The sequence below is a fragment of the Paraglaciecola hydrolytica genome (assembly GCF_001565895.1).
Classification (GTDB): domain Bacteria; phylum Pseudomonadota; class Gammaproteobacteria; order Enterobacterales; family Alteromonadaceae; genus Paraglaciecola; species Paraglaciecola hydrolytica.
Map to the genome: position 1 here is coordinate 76,941 of NZ_LSNE01000002.1, position 18,725 is coordinate 95,665.

At 42.5% G+C, this 18,725-nt stretch carries 13 protein-coding genes; 11 read left to right on the forward strand and 2 right to left on the reverse strand.

All coding sequences use genetic code 11. The annotated features are described in order from the left end of the window. Positions 1 to 42: 42 nt before the first annotated feature. On the reverse strand, positions 43 to 1,323 hold the full coding sequence (gene gltA / locus AX660_RS01245; RefSeq protein WP_068371346.1) for a citrate synthase: 1,281 nt from the start codon (positions 1,321 to 1,323) through the stop codon (positions 43 to 45). A 397-nt stretch (positions 1,324 to 1,720) separates the two neighbouring features. On the opposite strand from gltA, the gene sdhC reads away from it, so the two are divergent. The 8 genes from sdhC (at position 1,721) to sucD (ending at position 11,554) form a co-directional block, all read left to right on the forward strand. Further along, positions 1,721 to 2,095: a succinate dehydrogenase, cytochrome b556 subunit gene (gene sdhC / locus AX660_RS01250; RefSeq protein WP_068372025.1), complete on the forward strand. Its 375-nt coding sequence runs from the start codon at positions 1,721 to 1,723 to the stop codon at positions 2,093 to 2,095. Next, positions 2,089 to 2,436: a succinate dehydrogenase, hydrophobic membrane anchor protein gene (gene sdhD, locus AX660_RS01255; protein ID WP_068371349.1), complete on the forward strand. Its 348-nt coding sequence runs from the start codon at positions 2,089 to 2,091 to the stop codon at positions 2,434 to 2,436. The genes sdhC and sdhD overlap by 7 nt, the downstream gene beginning before the upstream one ends. Next, positions 2,437 to 4,206 (forward strand): succinate dehydrogenase flavoprotein subunit, encoded by a 1,770-nt coding sequence (gene sdhA / locus AX660_RS01260; RefSeq protein WP_068371351.1) that lies wholly within the window; start codon positions 2,437 to 2,439, stop codon positions 4,204 to 4,206. 14 nt (positions 4,207 to 4,220) lie between these two features. After that, positions 4,221 to 4,931: a succinate dehydrogenase iron-sulfur subunit gene (locus tag AX660_RS01265; protein WP_068371354.1), complete on the forward strand. Its 711-nt coding sequence runs from the start codon at positions 4,221 to 4,223 to the stop codon at positions 4,929 to 4,931. A gap of 135 nt (positions 4,932 to 5,066) precedes the next feature. After that, the gene (locus tag AX660_RS01270; protein ID WP_068371358.1) at positions 5,067 to 7,892 is read left to right on the forward strand and encodes a 2-oxoglutarate dehydrogenase E1 component; all 2,826 of its coding nucleotides are present in this window, start codon (positions 5,067 to 5,069) and stop codon (positions 7,890 to 7,892) included. A 9-nt stretch (positions 7,893 to 7,901) separates the two neighbouring features. Next, on the forward strand, positions 7,902 to 9,392 hold the full coding sequence (gene odhB, locus AX660_RS01275) for a 2-oxoglutarate dehydrogenase complex dihydrolipoyllysine-residue succinyltransferase (protein WP_068371364.1): 1,491 nt from the start codon (positions 7,902 to 7,904) through the stop codon (positions 9,390 to 9,392). A gap of 123 nt (positions 9,393 to 9,515) precedes the next feature. Beyond that, on the forward strand, positions 9,516 to 10,682 hold the full coding sequence (gene sucC / locus AX660_RS01280) for an ADP-forming succinate--CoA ligase subunit beta (RefSeq protein ID WP_068371367.1): 1,167 nt from the start codon (positions 9,516 to 9,518) through the stop codon (positions 10,680 to 10,682). Beyond that, on the forward strand, positions 10,682 to 11,554 hold the full coding sequence (sucD, locus tag AX660_RS01285) for a succinate--CoA ligase subunit alpha (RefSeq protein ID WP_068371376.1): 873 nt from the start codon (positions 10,682 to 10,684) through the stop codon (positions 11,552 to 11,554). The genes sucC and sucD overlap by 1 nt, the downstream gene beginning before the upstream one ends. A gap of 47 nt (positions 11,555 to 11,601) precedes the next feature. Here sucD and AX660_RS01290 read toward each other — a convergent pair whose 3' ends face one another. Beyond that, positions 11,602 to 12,630 carry a cupin-like domain-containing protein gene (locus AX660_RS01290; protein WP_082768706.1) on the reverse strand — a complete coding sequence of 343 codons (1,029 nt, stop codon included), beginning with the start codon at positions 12,628 to 12,630 and terminating at the stop codon, positions 11,602 to 11,604. A gap of 406 nt (positions 12,631 to 13,036) precedes the next feature. On the opposite strand from AX660_RS01290, the gene AX660_RS01295 reads away from it, so the two are divergent. The 3 genes from AX660_RS01295 to AX660_RS01305 all read left to right on the forward strand — a co-directional run. Next, positions 13,037 to 15,871 (forward strand): TonB-dependent receptor, encoded by a 2,835-nt coding sequence (locus AX660_RS01295; RefSeq protein WP_068371380.1) that lies wholly within the window; start codon positions 13,037 to 13,039, stop codon positions 15,869 to 15,871. Between the two features lie 140 nt (positions 15,872 to 16,011). Continuing rightward, on the forward strand, positions 16,012 to 17,508 hold the full coding sequence (locus AX660_RS01300) for a tryptophan halogenase family protein (RefSeq protein WP_068371384.1): 1,497 nt from the start codon (positions 16,012 to 16,014) through the stop codon (positions 17,506 to 17,508). A 13-nt stretch (positions 17,509 to 17,521) separates the two neighbouring features. After that, positions 17,522 to 18,725 (forward strand): tryptophan halogenase family protein (locus AX660_RS01305; RefSeq protein WP_068371386.1); only part of this gene is annotated, 1,204 nt, incomplete at its 3' end.

Below are 18,725 nucleotides of genomic sequence, written 5' to 3' on the forward strand. Positions count from 1 at the left end.
AGCGCTCATAAAGAGCGCTTTGTTTAGTATGCAGAGGTTTTGCTATTTTTCAATTTTTTGATAAGGGCGTTTGGTATACCCAGTATACAATTGACGAGGACGGCCGATTTTTTGACCTGGCTGACTTAACATTTCATGCCAGTGTGATACCCAGCCCACAGTTCTTGCTAGCGCAAAAATACAAGTGAACATATTAGTGGGTATGCCGATCGCTTTAAGGATAATACCTGAATAAAAATCTACGTTAGGAAAGAGTTTTTTCTCAGCGAAATAAGGGTCGCTAAGGGCAATCTTTTCTAATTCCATTGCCACGTTTAACAAAGGATCATCAATATTTAATTCTGACAATACTTCATGACAGCTTTCACGCATAACCGTGGCGCGAGGATCGAAGTTTTTATACACACGATGGCCAAAGCCCATTAAACGGAAAGGATCATTTTTGTCTTTAGCGCGGGCAATAAACTCAGGAATACGCTCGACGGTACCGATTTCTTCTAACATATTCAAACAGGCTTCGTTGGCACCACCATGAGCAGGACCCCACAAAGAAGCCACACCCGCAGCGATACACGCATAGGGATTGGCACCCGATGAACCCGCTAAACGAACGGTAGAAGTTGACGCGTTTTGCTCATGGTCAGCATGTAAAATAAAAATTCTATCAACCGCACGGGCAACTGCCGGACTAATTTTATAATCTTCGGCAGGTACCGAAAACATCATATTCAAGAAATTTTCAGCATAACTAAGATCATTACGTGGATATACAAAGGGTTGACCAATGTTGTATTTGTAACACATGGCTACCAAAGTAGGCATTTTTGCCACCAAACGATAGGCACTACGTAATCTTTGCTCTGGATCAGTGATATTTAAATCATCATGATAAAATGATGCCATCGCACCTACTGTGCCACACAACATCGCCATAGGATGGGCATCACGTCTAAAACCTCTGAAGAAGTTATTAACTTGATCATGCACTAAGGTGTGGCGAGTGATGGTGTTTTTGAAATCCTGATACTCTTCGGTATTTGGCGTTTTGTCATGTAATAACATATAACAAACTTCAATATAGTCTGCGTCTCTGGCCAATTCTTCTATTGAATAACCGCGGTGCAATAATACACCTTTGGCCCCATCAATATAGGTAATGGAGGACTCGCAAGAGCCTGTTGCCATAAAACCGGGATCGTAAGTGAAATAACCGTTGCTGCCTAAGTTGCGAATGTCGATTACATCGTGTCCTGCTGAACCAGACAATATAGGTAGTTCAATTTCTTTGTCACCGGCTTTTAAAATGGCTGTGTTGTCTGCCATAAGTTGCTCTCCTCAGACTGGTACTTGTTGAAAAAACAGCAATTGATTCTGTTTACTCGGGGAAAATCGCCGCTATTTGTACTGATAATGTCGTGTTATGTCAATTTTAATGCTCAGTTAAAAGTTTAAATTTTATTTTAACTTAGAGCTTTTTCAAAAAAGCATCAAATCCGCATCGGATAAGCCATTAATAATGAACAATAATTGTAATTAGCTAATTCGCTGGATATACTTTGCCATCTTGTTTGACTGATAGCAAAGGCATTAATTTATTAATAATTTGCTAACAATCTTGCAACATTCTCATGGATGAGAACAATGTTTTTTAGCAAGCGCAATAACGCAACGTAAAGGCGCAATAATGACAAAACATCCTACAGGTATAAGAGCAAAAAACGTGAAAAAACAAAGACCAGTTAATTTACAACTTAATACTATTAGTTTCCCCCCTGCAGCTATCACTTCTATTCTTCATCGTATTACCGGCGTCGCGCTGTTTTTTGCGTTGTTGTTTGTGATTGGAGCGTGGGCCTGCTCAGTATCTTCACCAGAGGGTTTCGAGGCTGTTCAGCAACAGATGAATGGTTGGTTGGGTAAAGTTATCGCCATAGGGACTATTTCTGCACTGAGTTATCACATCTTAGGTGGTGTGAGACATCTGATTATGGATATGGGCGTGTGGGAAGAACTTGAATCCGGTAACAATAGCGCCAAAGCGATTATTGGTATTTGGATTGTCTTAACAGTAGTGGTAGGAGTTTTATTATGGTAACGAGTCAGGCTAGTTTAAAACGTGATGGGGTACAGGACTTTGTTACGATAAGAGCCACCGCCATCATAATGACGGCATTTTCATTGTTTATGTTGTGGTATTTTATCTCGACACCAACTGTTACTTACGAAGGTTGGCATGCTTTGTTTTCTCATCTAGGCATGAAGGTGTTTACTTTTGCAACTCTGCTTTCCATTATGTTGCATGTCAGAATTGGTTTGTGGCAGGTATTAACAGACTATGTTAAAGCTGCTGGTTTACGTGCCGCCGTTCAGTTTGTACTTAATTTAATTGCCTTCGTCTACGTTGCCGTGGGTCTTTTTGTGTTGTGGGGTATTTAAATGGGTATTACAGTTCATGAGTATGATGCAGTAGTCGTAGGTGCCGGTGGTGCTGGCATGCGTGCTGCGTTACAAATTTCTCAATCTGGCAAATCTTGCGCCTTATTGTCAAAAGTTTTTCCAACCCGTTCGCATACCGTTTCTGCCCAAGGTGGTATTACCGTTGCGTTGGGTAATGCCCACGAAGATAACTGGGAATGGCACATGTATGACACCGTCAAAGGCTCTGATTACATTGGTGATCAAGATGCCATTGAATATATGTGTAAAACCGGCCCTGAAGCCATTATCGAAATGGAAAACATGGGTTTACCTTTTTCACGTTTTGAAAACGGCAAAATTTATCAACGTCCTTTTGGTGGCCAATCTAAAAATTTTGGTGGTGAGCAAGGGGCACGTACTGCCGCCGCGGCTGACCGCACCGGCCATGCTCTATTGCATTTGCTTTATCAACAAAACGTTAAAAACAAAACAAAAGTATTCAGCGAATGGTATGCCCTTGATTTAGTTAAAAACCAAGACGGTGATGTTGTCGGTTGTACCGCCATTGATATCGAATCGGGTGAAGTGGTTTATTTCAAATCTAAAGCCGTGGTATTAGCCACTGGTGGTGCGGGGCGTATTTTTGCTTCTACTACTAACGCCCACATTAATACTGGTGATGGTGTAGGTATGGCACTACGTGCTGGCGTTCCCATGCAAGATATGGAAATGTGGCAATTCCACCCAACCGGTATCGCTGGTGCGGGTACCTTGGTAACTGAAGGTTGCCGTGGTGAAGGTGGTTACCTGCTAAATAAAGATGGCGAACGTTTTATGGAACGTTATGCGCCTAACGCTAAAGATTTAGCGGGTCGTGATGTGGTTGCTCGCTCAATGATGACTGAGATCCGTGAAGGTCGTGGCTGTGATGGTCCTTGGGGTCCTCATCTTAAATTAAAACTTGATCACTTAGGTAAAGATGTTCTTGAATCTCGTTTGCCAGGTATTCTTGAATTATCACGTACTTTTGCTCATGTGGATCCTGTTAAAGAGCCCATCCCGGTTATCCCTACTTGCCATTATATGATGGGTGGTATTCCAACTAACGTTGATGGCCAAGCTTTAAGCATAGATTTACAAGGCAATGCAACGCCGATTAAAGGTTTGTTTGCCTGTGGTGAAATTGCTTGTGTATCTGTGCATGGCGCTAACCGTTTAGGTGGTAACTCACTATTAGACTTAGTCGTATTTGGTCGCGCAACGGGCTTGCATTTAGGTAAAGCCATTGATGGAATTGAAGCACGTGATGCGTCTACTGATGATGTTGATGCCGCTCTAGCTCGTTTTAATCGTTGGGAAAACTCAGCGGTGGGTAAAGGCGAAGATCCAGTGCAAATCAAAAAAGACTTACAGCAATGTATGCAACTTAACTTCTCGGTATTCCGTGAAGGTGATGCCATGGCACAAGGTCTTAAAGAGTTAGGTGAAATCCGTGAACGTCTGCAAACTGCACGTTTGGATGACAAGAGTAACGACTTTAATACTATGCGTATCGAATGTTTAGAGTTGGATAACTTAATGGAAACTGCTTACAGCACGGCTGTAGCAGCAAATTTCCGTACTGAAAGTCGTGGCGCTCATAGCCGTTTTGACTTCCCGGATCGTGATGACGAAAACTGGTTGTGTCACTCGGTTTATTTACCTGAAAATGACACTATGTTGAAACGTGAAGTGAACATGACACCCAAACTTCGTGAAGCATTTCCACCTAAAGCCAGAACGTACTAATAGGAGTAACGAGAGTGAACTTAAATTTTTCGATTTACCGTTACAATCCTGATGTTGATAACGCACCTAAGATGCAAGACTACCAGTTAGTAGTCGATGAAGGCCAAGACATGATGGTCTTGGATGCTTTGATTTTACTTAAAGAGCAAGATCCAACTTTGTCTTTCCGTCGTTCATGTCGTGAAGGTGTATGTGGTTCTGATGGCGTTAACATGAATGGTAAAAATGGCCTTGCATGTATTACTCCCTTATCTGCCCTTAAAGGTAATAAGTTTGTCATTCGTCCATTACCAGGTTTACCTGTGGTACGTGACTTAGTCGTTGATATGACCCAGTTCTATGCACAATATGAAAAAATCAAACCTTTCTTGATTAATGATGATAATCAACCGCCAGCCCGTGAGTTTTTGCAATCACCTGAAGAGCGTGAAAAGTTAGATGGTTTGTATGAATGTATACTGTGTGCATGTTGTTCGACTTCATGCCCATCATTCTGGTGGAATCCTGATAAATTTATTGGTCCTGCTGGTTTGTTGCATGCTTATCGGTTTTTAGCTGATAGCCGTGATACCGCAACGGAAGAAAGATTAAGTAACTTAGACGACGCATTTAGTGTGTTTCGCTGTCATGGCATCATGAACTGTGTCAGTGTTTGCCCTAAAGGATTAAATCCGACTAAGGCAATTGGACAGATTAAATCCATGTTGTTAAAACGCGCTGTTTAGTTAAAATTGTCATTCATGCGTGAATGGCAATAACGTGTTTTTTGCTCTAACTAGCCTTTCAATAATTGGCTAGCCTAAAAGTACCGTGTGCAATTGCACATATAATTGTAAGTCTTATCAAATCAAGGGACGACAATGCAACAAAGCGTGATGAAAGCATGGTGGGAATCGTCTCACATGGCTGGTGGCAACGCTGCTTATGTAGAAGAAATGTATGAAGCGTATTTAGATAACGCTCAAAGTGTCTCTGAACAATGGCGCGCGATTTTCGATAATTTACCGAAAGTTGATGGTGTATCAGTCGAATCAAAACACAGTGTTATTCGTGAACAATTTCGTTCATTAGCTGCATTAGGCCCCGCAGCCAGAGCTGGTGGCGCAGTCGCTGCAGCTAGCAATAACACCAGTGATGAAAAACAAGTCAAAGTATTGCAGTTAATTAACGCATTCCGATTTCGTGGTCATCAACATGCCAATCTTGACCCATTACAACTTTGGAAACAGCCCAGAGTTCGGGACTTAGAATTATCTCACCACAATCTTTCCGAGCAAGATTTTCATACGGTTTATAATGTAGGCTCTTATGCCATAGGTAAAGAAACCTTGCCTTTGGGAGAGTTGTTTCAGTCGCTTAATCGTACCTATTGCGGTTCTATCGGCACTGAATACATGCACATTACGGATACTGAGCAAAAGCGTTGGTTGCAAAACCGTATAGAGTCAGTGCAAGCTAAACCTGAAATTTCACGTGACGAAAAAGTCGCTATTTTAAAAGGTTTAGTGGCTGCTGATGGTATGGAAAAATACCTAGGAGCTAAGTTTCCTGGTGCCAAACGCTTTTCGCTAGAAGGTGGTGATTCTTTAGTACCTATGCTTAAAGGCCTGATCTCTCATGCGGGCGCTTGTGGTACTAAAGAAGTGGTTATTGGTATGGCCCACCGTGGTCGCCTTAACGTACTGGTTAACGTACTAGGTAAAAACCCATCCGTATTGTTTGATGAGTTTGCTGGTAAACATGATCATAGTTTGGGGGCCGGTGATGTAAAATATCACGCGGGTTACTCATCTGATTTTGCGACGCCAGGTGGTAATGTCCATTTAGCCTTAGCATTTAACCCTTCGCATTTAGAAATCGTTAATCCTGTGGTTATTGGTTCAGTGCGTGCTCGTTTAGATCGCCGTAACTGTACCGATGGCTCACTCGTATTGCCTATTACTATTCATGGTGATTCGGCGATTGCTGGGCAGGGTGTAGTACAAGAAACCTTTAATATGTCACAAACTCGTGGCTTTAAAGTGGGTGGTACTGTACGTATTGTTATCAACAACCAAGTGGGTTTCACAACCTCTAAAACCGAAGATACCCGTTCTACTCAATATTGTACTGACATCGCTAAAATGGTGCAGGCGCCAATATTACACGTGAATGCTGATGATCCAGAAGCCGTTTTGTTTGTTACTAAACTAGCCTTAGATTATCGTAACCAGTTTAAACGCGATGTGGTAATTGACTTAGTTTGTTATCGTCGTCATGGTCACAATGAAGCTGACGAGCCTAATGCCACTCAGCCATTGATGTATCAAAAAATTAAAAAACATCCTGTACCGCGTGAACTTTACGCTGATCAGTTGGTGGCCGAAGGCAGTATCGAAGCTCATGAAATTGAAAAATTGATAAGCGATTATCGTGCAGCCCTTGATCATGGAGCCTGTGTCTTAGAAGAATGGCGTCCAATGACTGAACACTCTGTCGATTGGAGTCCTTATCTTGGCCATGACTGGGATATGACTTATGCGGGTGATATTAGTGTCGAGAAGCTCAAAGAGTTAGGTACTAAGTTGTGTACTTATCCCCAAGACTACGAACTTCAGTCGCGCGTCGCTAAAATATATCAAGATCGTGAGTCTATGATTGCCGAAGAAAAGCCTCTGGATTGGGGGATGGCAGAAAACCTTGCTTATGCGTCTATTGTCGAATCAGGCAATAAAATACGTATGACAGGTCAGGATTCAGGTCGTGGTACTTTCTTCCACAGGCACGCCGTATTACATAATCAAAAAGATGGCTCTGCGCACATGCCGTTGGCACATATCAGTGCTGAGCAAGGTAAAATTGAAATCTTTGATTCGGTATTATCTGAAGCTGCGGTTTTGGCGTTTGAATTTGGTTATGCCACAGCAGAGCCAGGTTGTTTAACGATTTGGGAAGCGCAATTTGGTGATTTTGCCAACGGTGCCCAAGTGGTAATCGATCAATTCCTTAGCTCAGGTGAAGCAAAATGGGGACGCCTTTGTGGTTTGACTCTATTATTGCCACATGGCTATGAAGGTCAAGGTCCTGAGCATAGCTCGGCGAGATTAGAACGCTTTTTACAAATGAGTGCGGATCACAATTGGCAAGTGTGTGTACCTTCTACACCTGCTCAAGTTTTTAACATGTTACGCCGTCAAATCTTGCGTCCTACACGTAAGCCATTGATAGTTATGTCGCCTAAGTCTTTGTTGCGTCATCCTTTAGCTGTTTCGTCGATGGAAGAATTGGCCGAAGGTGTATTTCACAATGTTATTGGTGAAGTGGATGAACTAGATCCGAAGCAAGTAAAACGTGTTGTTATGTGTTCTGGTAAGGTCTATTACGACTTACTTGAGCAACGTCGCAAAAATGAACAAACTGATGTGGCGATAATACGAATTGAACAGTTATATCCATTCCCACAAGCGCAAATTCTTGAAGTCGTGAGTCAGTTTAGTCATGTTAACGACTGGGTCTGGTGTCAGGAAGAACCTCAAAACCAAGGTGCTTGGTATTGTAGCCAACATAATTTTTGGTCCTGTATACCAGAAAGCGCTAAGTTGAAATACGCTGGCCGGGATGCATCTGCTTCTCCTGCAGTAGGGTATATTTCCGTTCACAACCAACAGCAAGCTGACTTGATAGCAGATGCATTAACGATTAAATAAGGAACCAGTATGACTATTGATATTAAAGTACCGGTATTGCCAGAATCAGTAGCAGATGCGTCTATCGCTACATGGCATGTTGCTGTAGGTGATAAAGTTAGTCGCGATCAGAGTTTGGTTGATATTGAAACCGACAAAGTTGTACTTGAAGTGGTTGCACCAGCTGATGGTGTAGTGAGTGAAATTCTTTTTGCACAAGGTGACACTGTTCTTGGTGAACAGGTTATCGCTAAATTCGAATCCGGTGCCAGCGCTGCAAAAACAAGCAGTGCTCCAGCTCCTAGTAAAGCAGATACATCTAATAAAAAAGGTGAAGCAGTGGAAATTAAGGTACCTGTACTGCCCGAATCAGTGGCAGATGCGACAATAGCGACTTGGCATGTTAAGCCTGGTGAAGCCATTTCTCGTGACCAAAATTTGGTTGATATTGAAACCGATAAGGTCGTTTTAGAAGTAGTAGCACCTGCCGATGGTATGTTGAGTGAAATTCTGGCTGAAGAAGGCGCCACGGTAAATGGAGAGCAAGTTATTGCCCATTTCACTGCAGGTACTTTACCTGCTGCTAGTGGTGCACCAGCCAAAGCCGAGTCAGCAGCTCCTGCCGCTGAAGAAAATGATGCATTGAGCCCGTCAGTTAGACGTTTGCTTGCTGAAAAAGGCCTTGATGCTACCAAGATCAAAGGCACAGGCAAAGGCGGTCGTGTTACAAAAGAAGACGTTGAGAAATTCTTGCAAGCACCAGCACCTTCTACAGCAAAAGCAGGTTCAGCGGCTCCAGTACCTGCATTAGCCTTAGGTAATCGTACTGAAAAACGTGTACCTATGACACGTTTACGTAAAACCATTGCTACACGTTTGTTAGAATCTAAAAACAGCACAGCGATGTTAACGACCTTCAACGAAGTTAACATGAAACCCATCATGGACTTACGCAAACAATATCAAGACAGTTTTGAAAAACGTCATGGTATCCGTTTAGGTTTTATGTCGTTTTATGTTAAAGCCGTAACTGAAGCTTTAAAACGCTTCCCAGAAGTGAATGCCTCAATTGATGGTGATGATATTTGTTATCACAACTATTTTGACATCTCGATTGCGGTGTCTACACCTCGTGGCTTAGTGACGCCAATCTTACGTGATTGTGATGCTCTCGGTATGGCTGGAATTGAATCGGGTATTCGTGACCTCGCACTTAAAGGTCGTGATGGCAAGTTGACCATGGAAGATATGCAAGGCGGTAACTTTACCATTACTAACGGTGGTGTGTTTGGTTCGTTGTTGTCTACGCCCATTATCAATCTGCCACAAAGTGCGATTTTAGGTATGCATAAAATTCAAGACAGACCAATGGCTGTAAATGGCAAAGTAGAAATATTGCCTATGATGTATTTAGCACTTTCTTATGATCACCGGATCATCGACGGCAAAGAGTCGGTCGGTTTCTTGGTAACCATTAAAGAAATGCTGGAAGACCCTACACGTCTATTATTGGACGTGTAATAAAAGAAGATGGGTGGGAGGTTAAACTCACCCATCATTTTGCCGTTTTCTACATTAAGAACGGCCCCAAAATCAAGCTGCTAATTAGCGGTTTTTTTCTTAATTAAAACGGATAGATAAACCATGAATTTGCATGAATATCAAGGCAAGCAGCTATTCAAAGAGTATGGCTTACCAGTTTCTGAAGGTTTCGCTTGTGATACTCCTGAAGCAGCGGCTGAAGCAGCTGACAAAATTGGCGGAACTGAGTGGGTTGTTAAGTGTCAAGTACACGCAGGCGGTCGCGGTAAAGCTGGCGGTGTTAAGTTAGTTAAATCTAAAGATGAAATCAAAGCTTTTGCGCAAAAATGGCTTGGTCAAAACTTAGTGACTTTTCAGACTGACGAAAAAGGTCAGCCAGTATCTAAAATCCTAGTTGAGTCTTGTACTGATATCGCTGATGAGCTGTATTTAGGTGCTGTAGTTGACCGTACTTCACGTCGTATCGTGTTTATGGCTTCTACTGAAGGTGGTGTTGAAATTGAGACTGTTGCTCATGAAACACCTGAAAAAATCCTTAAAGCTGAAATCGATCCTATCGTTGGTGCTCAACCTTATCAAGCCCGTGAAATGGCGTTTAAATTAGGCCTGCAAGGCGTTCAAATTAAACAGTTCACGCAAATTTTCCTAGGTTTGGCAAAAATGTTTGTTGACCTAGATATTGCTTTAATTGAAATCAATCCTTTGGTTATTAAAGCAGATGGCAACATTCACTGTTTAGATGCCAAAGTGGCTATTGATGGCAACGCGGCTTATCGCCAACCTAAAGTGCGCGCAATGCACGATCCATCACAAGATGATGCTCGTGAAGCTGAAGCCGCTAAATGGGAACTTAACTATGTGGCCCTAGACGGCAACGTAGGTTGTATGGTTAACGGCGCCGGTCTTGCTATGGGTACGATGGATATTGTTAACCTACACGGTGGCAAACCAGCTAACTTCCTAGATGTTGGCGGCGGTGCAACTAAACAACGTGTTGCTGAAGCATTCAAAATCATCTTATCTGACAGCAATGTTAAAGCGGTATTGGTTAACATCTTTGGTGGCATCGTACGTTGTGACATGATCGCTGAAGGTATTATCGGTGCAGTTAAAGAAGTGGGTGTAAACGTTCCTGTTGTGGTTCGTCTTGAAGGTACTAACGCTGAACTAGGCCGTGAAGTGCTAGCTAAGTCTGGCCTTGATATCATTGCTGCAAGCAGTTTAACTGATGCAGCTCAGCAAGTTGTTAAAGCCGCGGAGGGCAAATAATGTCTATATTAATTAATAAAGACACCAAAGTTATCTGTCAGGGTTTTACTGGTGGTCAGGGAACTTTTCACTCTGAGCAAGCGATTGCTTATGGTACAAAAATGGTTGGTGGTGTTACGCCTGGTAAAGGCGGTACAACCCATTTAGATCTTCCGGTATTTAATACAGTACGTGAAGCAGTACAAGCAACAGGCGCAACTGCCTCTGTTATCTATGTACCTGCAGCGTTTTGTAAAGATTCTATCGTTGAAGCAGCTGATGCCGGTATCGAGTTGATCATTTGTATCACTGAAGGTATTCCGACTATCGACATGTTGTTTGTGAAAGAGTATTTGAACGTTAAAGGCGTTCGTATGATCGGTCCAAACTGCCCAGGCGTAATCACTCCTGGTGAATGTAAAATCGGTATCATGCCTGGTCATATTCATAAGCCTGGTAAAGTCGGTATCGTTTCACGTTCAGGTACTCTGACCTATGAAGCAGTAAAACAAACGACTGACGAAGGTTTTGGTCAATCAACTTGTGTTGGTATAGGTGGTGATCCTATCCCTGGTTCAAACTTTATCGACATTTTGAAATTGTTCCAAGACGATCCTCAAACTGAAGCTATTGTCATGATAGGTGAAATCGGTGGTTCAGCAGAAGAAGAAGCCGCCGCATTTATCAAAGCTAACGTGACTAAACCTGTTGTTTCTTATATCGCAGGTGTAACTGCACCTGCTGGAAAACGTATGGGCCATGCTGGCGCCATTATTTCTGGCGGCCAAGGTACGGCTGATGAGAAATTTAAAGCTTTAGAAGACGCCGGTGTTAAAACCGTACGCTCTTTAGCTGATATTGGTAAAGGCTTACGCGAAGTTACTGGTTGGTAATACGCCTTTTCTAGTTATACAAGAACCCGCCAACTGGCGGGTTTTTTTTATTTTATCTGACTGGCCAACCACTGATGAATAAAATGGCTCACTGGCTTTGCTTGTTCCCCTAATATGCCTTGAGCTGCTTTGGGGATATGGGCTATGGCACTTTCATCCTGATTAAATAGATAATGTTGCATGATACTTTGCCAGGCTTGTTGTTGATCTATTGGCATGTTTTTGAACGCCTGCAATGCATGGATCAACATAGGAAAGGGCAACTGACTGGAAACATAGTTATCACTCCACCAGTAATTAATAAGCACGTTAAAGGGGGATAACGACTCAACATGGTGCCACCAAGGAGTGGGTATGTATATCGCATCACCAGCTTCTAATTCTACAGACAATGCGTTGGCATAGGCTTGTTCATATAGAGGGAATTGGCTTAAATCTGGGGCGCGTAAATTAACTAGACTGATGGGTTGTCCGGCTGGAGTAAAGTCTAGTGGACCGATATAGAGATTCTTAATTTGTTCTGGCTGAAACAAAGTGAAACGCCTTTTACCAGCGGCTACTACGGCAATATTATTTGCTTCATCAAAGTGTGCAGGGACAGTTACCTTGTTACCAATCCAAATAAATGATTGGGTATTTGGCAGTAATTTATTAGGTAGCTGGGCAATAAGTTCAGGATAATTTTGTTTAAGGCTCACAGACTGCAAGCAATACCGCGTTTTATTATCCTTTTCTAACATAAGATCGATGCTGTCACTTAATGTACTATTTTTGACAGTAAAGTTTTTACCACTCAAGTCATGGTTATAAAAAAGTCGCCCCAAGGTATCTTCTGGCAGACTGATTAACTTTAACTTTTGTTGATGATCAAAACCCTTTAAATATTCAGCGGCTAGAGCAAGGGATTGTTGTGATTTTTTAACTATTTCCCAATCGGCGGCAAAATTTTTGAGTATCAGAGGTTGATAACTTTGATTAATTTTTTCGTTAAAATTATCTATCGTTACGTCACTCACACTAGCTGGAGAGGGGAGGTTTTCTAATTTGGCTAATTCAGCCTGACGTTTTTTGAGCATAGTTTTAAACTGTAGGTAAACACCTAACAACGGTAGCATATTTTATTATTCAATAGGCAATACAACTGCTTGAATCGATGCTGATGCATTCGTATTCAAACTGTACATAGTCTTATCTTTGGATTTTCTCAACAATAAGCCACTCATTTAACTCACGGATTAACAAGCCATTTACATTTTGATGTTGAGTTTTCTTCATGAAGTTCTGATGTTTTATTTGTGAGGGGTTCTGAATACGTATGCATTAAGTCAGGGCCACTTTTGAATACGTATGCAATGCATTGAGCAATGAGTCGTACTGCCTGTAGGATCCTGTCTAGAACAACAAAAGTGTAACAATTGAAAACAGTTTATTAACGTTTTCAACTAATTACATCTTTAACTTTCAAAAGCACGGGACTCACACATGAAAAATTTTAAACCAAATCTAATAAAAGCCGCTCTAATTACCAGCGGATTTGCCGTTGGTATGACACCAGCACTGGCACAAGAAAGTGATGTACAAGACGAAAACTTAGAAGTCATTCAAGTTTCAGGTATTCGTGGCAGCTTAATGCGTGCTCAAGCTTTGAAAATGGATAATAGTTCCATCGTTGAAGTGTTGTCGGCTGAAGATATCGGTAAATTACCTGATACCAGTGTGGCAGAGTCATTGGCTCGTTTGCCGGGTATTGCGGGTGAACGTCGGAACGGTCGTACCAGTGGTTTATCGATTCGTGGTTTTAACGAAAACTACGTTGGTACTTCATTAAATGGTCGTGAATTATTAGGTATGGGTGATAACCGTGGGGTTGAATATGACCTTTACCCAACTGAAATCGTAACCAATGTTGTGGTGTATAAAACCCCAGAAGCAGGATTAACCACGCAAGGTATTGGTGGTACTGTTGATTTACAAACCATCAAGCCTTTAGGCCAAAAACGCACTATCGCGTTTAATGCTGATTATGAGCAAAACGGCCAAGATTCAGCTAACCCAGATTACGACAATAAAGGACACCGTTTGTCTTTTAACTATGTAGATTCTTTTGCCGATGACACTATTGGTTTAGCTTTAGTTATCGCTTCAATGGAAACCCCGCGTCAAGAAGAGCAATTCCGTGGTTGGGGCTATGCAACGGTAAATCAAGATTCTGATCGCCGTGCAACGGATAGCGTTGCATCTTCTGCTGGTGACGTAGTCTCTGGTGGTCATGATTCATTTGTACGTTCTGCCATGATGGAGCGTGATTCTATTGCTGCCGTAGTACAGTGGGCACCTTCAGATAAATTAAATGTGCAACTTGATGCACTTTATATCGATTTCTCAGAGAACGATGTTAGACGTGGTTTGGAAGAAGGCGGTGCCGAATGGGGCACTGGCGCTTATAACATTACTGGTGTAGAAGACGGTTTAGTCACTTCTGGTTACTACGATGGTTTTTATTCAGTCATTCGTAATGACGGCCGTAGTCAAGATGCTGAGCTTTCAACTATAGGGCTTAATGTTGAATATCAAATCAATGATAATTGGTCAGCGGTATTGGATTATTCTACTGGCAAAGTTGATAAAACCATCGCCGACATTGAAAGTTATTCTGGTGTAGGCCGTGCTGGTATTGATGGACGTCCGATTACTGCACGTTCTTGGCAACAAACGTCTACTGGCGTGGTGTTTTCTGACCACCCGACTATGGCACCTCTTGATTTAACTGATCCAAGCATTATTACTCTTGCGGGCCCACAAGCCTGGGGTGGTAGCTTAGATCCAGTCGCCGCTTTTCAAGGAGTAGATGGTTTTGCACCGAATACAGCTCAAGATGGATTTGTTAACAAACCTGTTTTTGCCGAAGATTTAGATAGTTTGCGTTTAGAAATAAACGGTGCAGTTGATTGGAGTATTTTTACGCAATTTACCGCTGGTGTGGTTTATTCAGAAAGAACCAAATCTAAAGTAAACAATGGTGCCTATTTAACCGCTCCAACATGGCCTAGTGACGGCCCTATCCCTGATGTACTGGGTTATGCGGACCTAAGCTTTTTAGGCATTAAAGGTGTAGTTGCTTATGATGGTTTAGCCTTGTACAACAGTGGTTACTATATTGCTACTAATGCCGCTGATCTTGAAACCGGTCGTTTGGGTGATACCTACGAAGTTAAAGAAGAATTAACCACTGTCTTTGCGCGTTTAGACATCGATACCGAAATAAGTGGTATGTATTTACGTGGTAATGTGGGTGTGCAAGTGGTCAGTGCTGATCAAAAATCATTTGGTTTTGGTACGGTAACGGGTCCAACGCGTTATGTTGATGCAACCCCGTTAGAAGGTGGTGATTCTTATACTGACGTATTGCCTACTTTAAACTTAAGCTTAGAAGTGGCGGATAATCAGTTTGTACGTACCGGTTTATCTAAAGTATTAACTCGTCCACGTATGGATGACATGCGTCCTAATACAACAGTCAGTTTCTCATTCAATGACAATACTATATTAAATCCGAATGTAGGTCAGGGACCGTTTTCTGGTAATGGTGGTAACCCATTATTGAAACCTATTGAAGCCAACCAATTTGACTTAAGCTATGAAAACTATTTTGCTGAAGATGGATTTTTCGCGGTTAGTTTCTTCTTTAAAGATTTGAAAAACTGGCATGAGACAGGTATCACGGTATCTGACTTCTCTGAATACTACATTCCTGGTTATCACGATTCTTCGGATTTAACGGATAATCAACCACCAGCCACTTTCCTTGGTACTGTGACTTACCGTCAAGACGGTTTACAAGGCACAGTTAAAGGGTGGGAATTGCAAGGTAGCATTCCAATGTCTATGTTGCATGATTCACTAGAAGGCTTTGGTGTTGTTGCCAGCGCAACCTTCTTAGACGGTGAATTTGATGATGGTTCACAAATCCCTGGTTTATCAGACGAAGCTTATAGCTTAACCGCTTATTACGAAAATAGTGGTTTTGAAATACGTTTATCCGGTACTAAGCGTAGTAGTTTCTTGTCAGAAACTCGTGGTATTAGTTTGTCTTTGGTTAATGCCACTGACAACGGTGGTGAGCTGTTAGATGCTCAGATTGGCTATGACTTTAGCGAATCTGGTATCGAAGGACTAGAAGGTTTGCGTGTTACGCTTAAAGGCCAAAACTTGACAGATGAGCCTACCATTCAATCTAACGGTGCTGATGCTCGCCAGATCACTCAGTACCAAAGTTACGGCCGTAACTTCTTGTTAGGTTTGAACTATAGCTTCTAAAGCAAACACTAGGGTTTACGCTGGCAGTCTCGTAGCAACTCGCTACGAGACTAAATTTCTAATTAGGGGCAGCACGTTGTTGAACCCATGTCTTACCCCAGTTAGCATAGCAACTGGGGTTTTTTAATTATTAGCGAACTATGCATAAACCAATAAAAAAAGTCGTCATTGTAGGTGGGGGAACAGCCGGTTGGATTTCCGCTGCCTTACTCAAAAAAGTAATTGGGGCTCCTATTGATGTTGAACTCGTAGAGTCGGAATCCATTGGTACAGTGGGAGTGGGGGAAGCCACCATTCCGCCAATTCGCTTGCTTAATAATGTATTGGGTTTGAATGAGTCAGAATTTTTGGCTAAAACCAAAGGTACTATCAAACTGGGCATTCAGTTTGAAAACTGGCGAGTCGAAGGTGAAAGTTATTTTCACTCCTTTGGGGCAGCTGGCAAAAGCATGGCTTTTTGTCATTTCCATCATTTTTGGCAACGAGCGCAATCTCTGGGTTTAAATACGAGCATATGGGATTACGACTTAAATTATCTGGCCGCTAAAGCAGGCAAGTTCGCACAAATAAACAGTAAAGATCCCATCATAGAACTGCCTTACGCCTACCATTTTGACGCAGGTTTATACGCCAAATATTTACGTGAAGTCAGTGAGCGTATGGGCGTACTGCGTACCGAAGGTTTGATAGAACACGTTGAACAAGATAAAGACAGCGGTTTTATTAGTACCTTAGTACTACAAGACGGCCGTAAAATTGCCGGTGATTTGTTTATAGATTGCTCTGGGTTTCGAGGATTGTTGATCCAGCAACAGCTCGGTGCAGGTTTTGATGACTGGAGTCACTGGTTACCTTGTGACCGCGCCATAGCCGTGCCCTCAGAACGTCATGCCACTACACTACCTTACACTCGCTCTATTGCCCATGCAGGCGGTTGGCAATGGCGTATTCCTTTGCAACATCGTAACGGTAATGGTGTGGTCTACAGCAGTCAGCATTATTCACAGCAACAAGCCTTAGATTTGTTATTGAATAATCTTGATTCTAAAGCCATAGGTGAGCCTAATTTTATTAAGTTTCAAACGGGGCGCCGCCGCCAGCAGTGGGCTCGTAATGTGGTTGCTGTTGGCCTATCCAGTGGCTTTTTAGAGCCATTAGAATCAACCAGTATTCATTTAATTCAATCGGCCATTGTCCGTTTGATCCACATGTTTCCTCATCAAGGTATTAAAGCCATTGATGTGGCTGAATATAATCGCCAGTCCAAAGTTGAATATGAGCAAATACGTGATTTTATTATTTTGCACTACCATGTGAACGAGCGTAACGACAGCCATTTTTGGCGCGATTTACGCAACATGGAAGTGCCCGATAGTTTGCGGCATAAAATTGAATTGTTCAGAGCCACGGGCAGATTGTTTCGTGAGCAAAACGATTTATTCCTCGAAAGTTCGTGGTTGCAGGTGTTGGTGGGGCAGGGAATAGTGCCACAAGATTATCACCCCATTGCCAATAACCTGAGTAAAGATAAGTTGTTTGAGATGCTCAATACCATTCAAGCCATTAAAAATGAACCTTTGGCAAAATTACCAAGCCACGATGACTTTTTACAATCCTTTTGCACTAAGCCAAACTAGGGCCTTTGTTTAGATGAAGATATGTATTGTTGGTGGTGGCACCGCAGGTTGGATGGCCGCTAATTTATTTGCTAAAAAATGGGCAGATAAAAATATTGAAATTACCCTGCTTGAATCACCTGAAGTCGGCATAGTTGGTGTAGGTGAGGGTTCAACCCCAACCCTCAAACGCTTTTTCCAAATGCTGGACATAGCCGAAAGCGAGTGGATGCCACAATGTAATGCGACCTATAAGGTGAATATTCGTTTTGCGGGCTGGAGTCCACAATCGGGCATAGCCAGTTACAGTCATCCTTTTATTTCCCAGCTCGATACCTTTACCCAACGTGCTTTATTTGTAAATTGCCGCACCCGTCGTTTAGGGCTTGCTACCCATACTAACCCGGAAGACTTTTTGATCAATGGTGTTTTGGCCCAACATAATGCCGGGCCACTTACGCCAAAAAACTTTCCGTTTAGAATGGAATACGGCTATCACTTTGATTCTCATTTGTTAGGCGAATTTCTGGCTACTTTAGCAAAAAAATGTGGAGTGGTGCATAAACAAAGTAAGGTCGTCACGGTGACTAAACAGGCTAATGGCGACATTGCCAGTCTTATCACCAGTGAGCAACAAGAGCTTGCCGCCGATTGGTTTGTTGATTGTAGTGGTTTTGCTAGTGTGTTGATGCAGCAACATCTTGGGGTGAAATTTAATTCCTACAAAGATAACTTGTTTAACGATTCAGCCGTGGTGATGCCAAGCAAAATCGACGCCGTCATTCCGGTAGAAACCAAGGCCACGGCCATCAAAAACGGTTGGTGCTGGAAAATCCCTCTGACCAATAGATACGGCAATGGCTATGTTTACAGTAGTGATTTTATTAACACTGAGCAGGCAGAACTAGAGTTTCGTCAGCATTTAAATGCGCTGGATGATCCTCAGGCCTGTCGCCATTTGAAAATGAAAGTAGGCAGTCTTGAAACCCATTGGCAAAATAACTGTATTGCACTGGGGTTATCCCAAGGCTTTATTGAGCCTTTAGAAGCTACGGCTTTGCATCTGGTACAGATTTGCACCGAGCTGTTTATGGACAAATTTGCCGCGGGTGGTTTTAGTCGTCTGCATCAGGCTGATTATAACCTTGCGGCTAAAGAACGTTTTGAGCGCGTGCGTGATTACATCGTTGCCCATTACAAATTAAATACCCGCGATGACAGTGATTACTGGCGGGGGG

Bases quoted from the DNA above. Each gene is read 5' to 3' on its own strand.
- gltA (WP_068371346.1), bottom strand. From the start codon at position 1,323: ATGGCAGACAACACAGCCATTTTAAAAGCCGGTGACAAAGAAATTGAA.
- sdhD (WP_068371349.1), top strand. From the start codon at position 2,089: ATGGTAACGAGTCAGGCTAGTTTAAAACGTGATGGGGTACAGGACTTT.
- sdhA (WP_068371351.1), top strand. From the start codon at position 2,437: ATGGGTATTACAGTTCATGAGTATGATGCAGTAGTCGTAGGTGCCGGT.
- AX660_RS01270 (WP_068371358.1), top strand. From the start codon at position 5,067: ATGCAACAAAGCGTGATGAAAGCATGGTGGGAATCGTCTCACATGGCT.
- odhB (WP_068371364.1), top strand. From the start codon at position 7,902: ATGACTATTGATATTAAAGTACCGGTATTGCCAGAATCAGTAGCAGAT.
- sucC (WP_068371367.1), top strand. From the start codon at position 9,516: ATGAATTTGCATGAATATCAAGGCAAGCAGCTATTCAAAGAGTATGGC.
- sucD (WP_068371376.1), top strand. From the start codon at position 10,682: ATGTCTATATTAATTAATAAAGACACCAAAGTTATCTGTCAGGGTTTT.
- AX660_RS01290 (WP_082768706.1), bottom strand. From the start codon at position 12,630: ATGCTCAAAAAACGTCAGGCTGAATTAGCCAAATTAGAAAACCTCCCC.
- AX660_RS01295 (WP_068371380.1), top strand. From the start codon at position 13,037: ATGAAAAATTTTAAACCAAATCTAATAAAAGCCGCTCTAATTACCAGC.
- AX660_RS01300 (WP_068371384.1), top strand. From the start codon at position 16,012: ATGCATAAACCAATAAAAAAAGTCGTCATTGTAGGTGGGGGAACAGCC.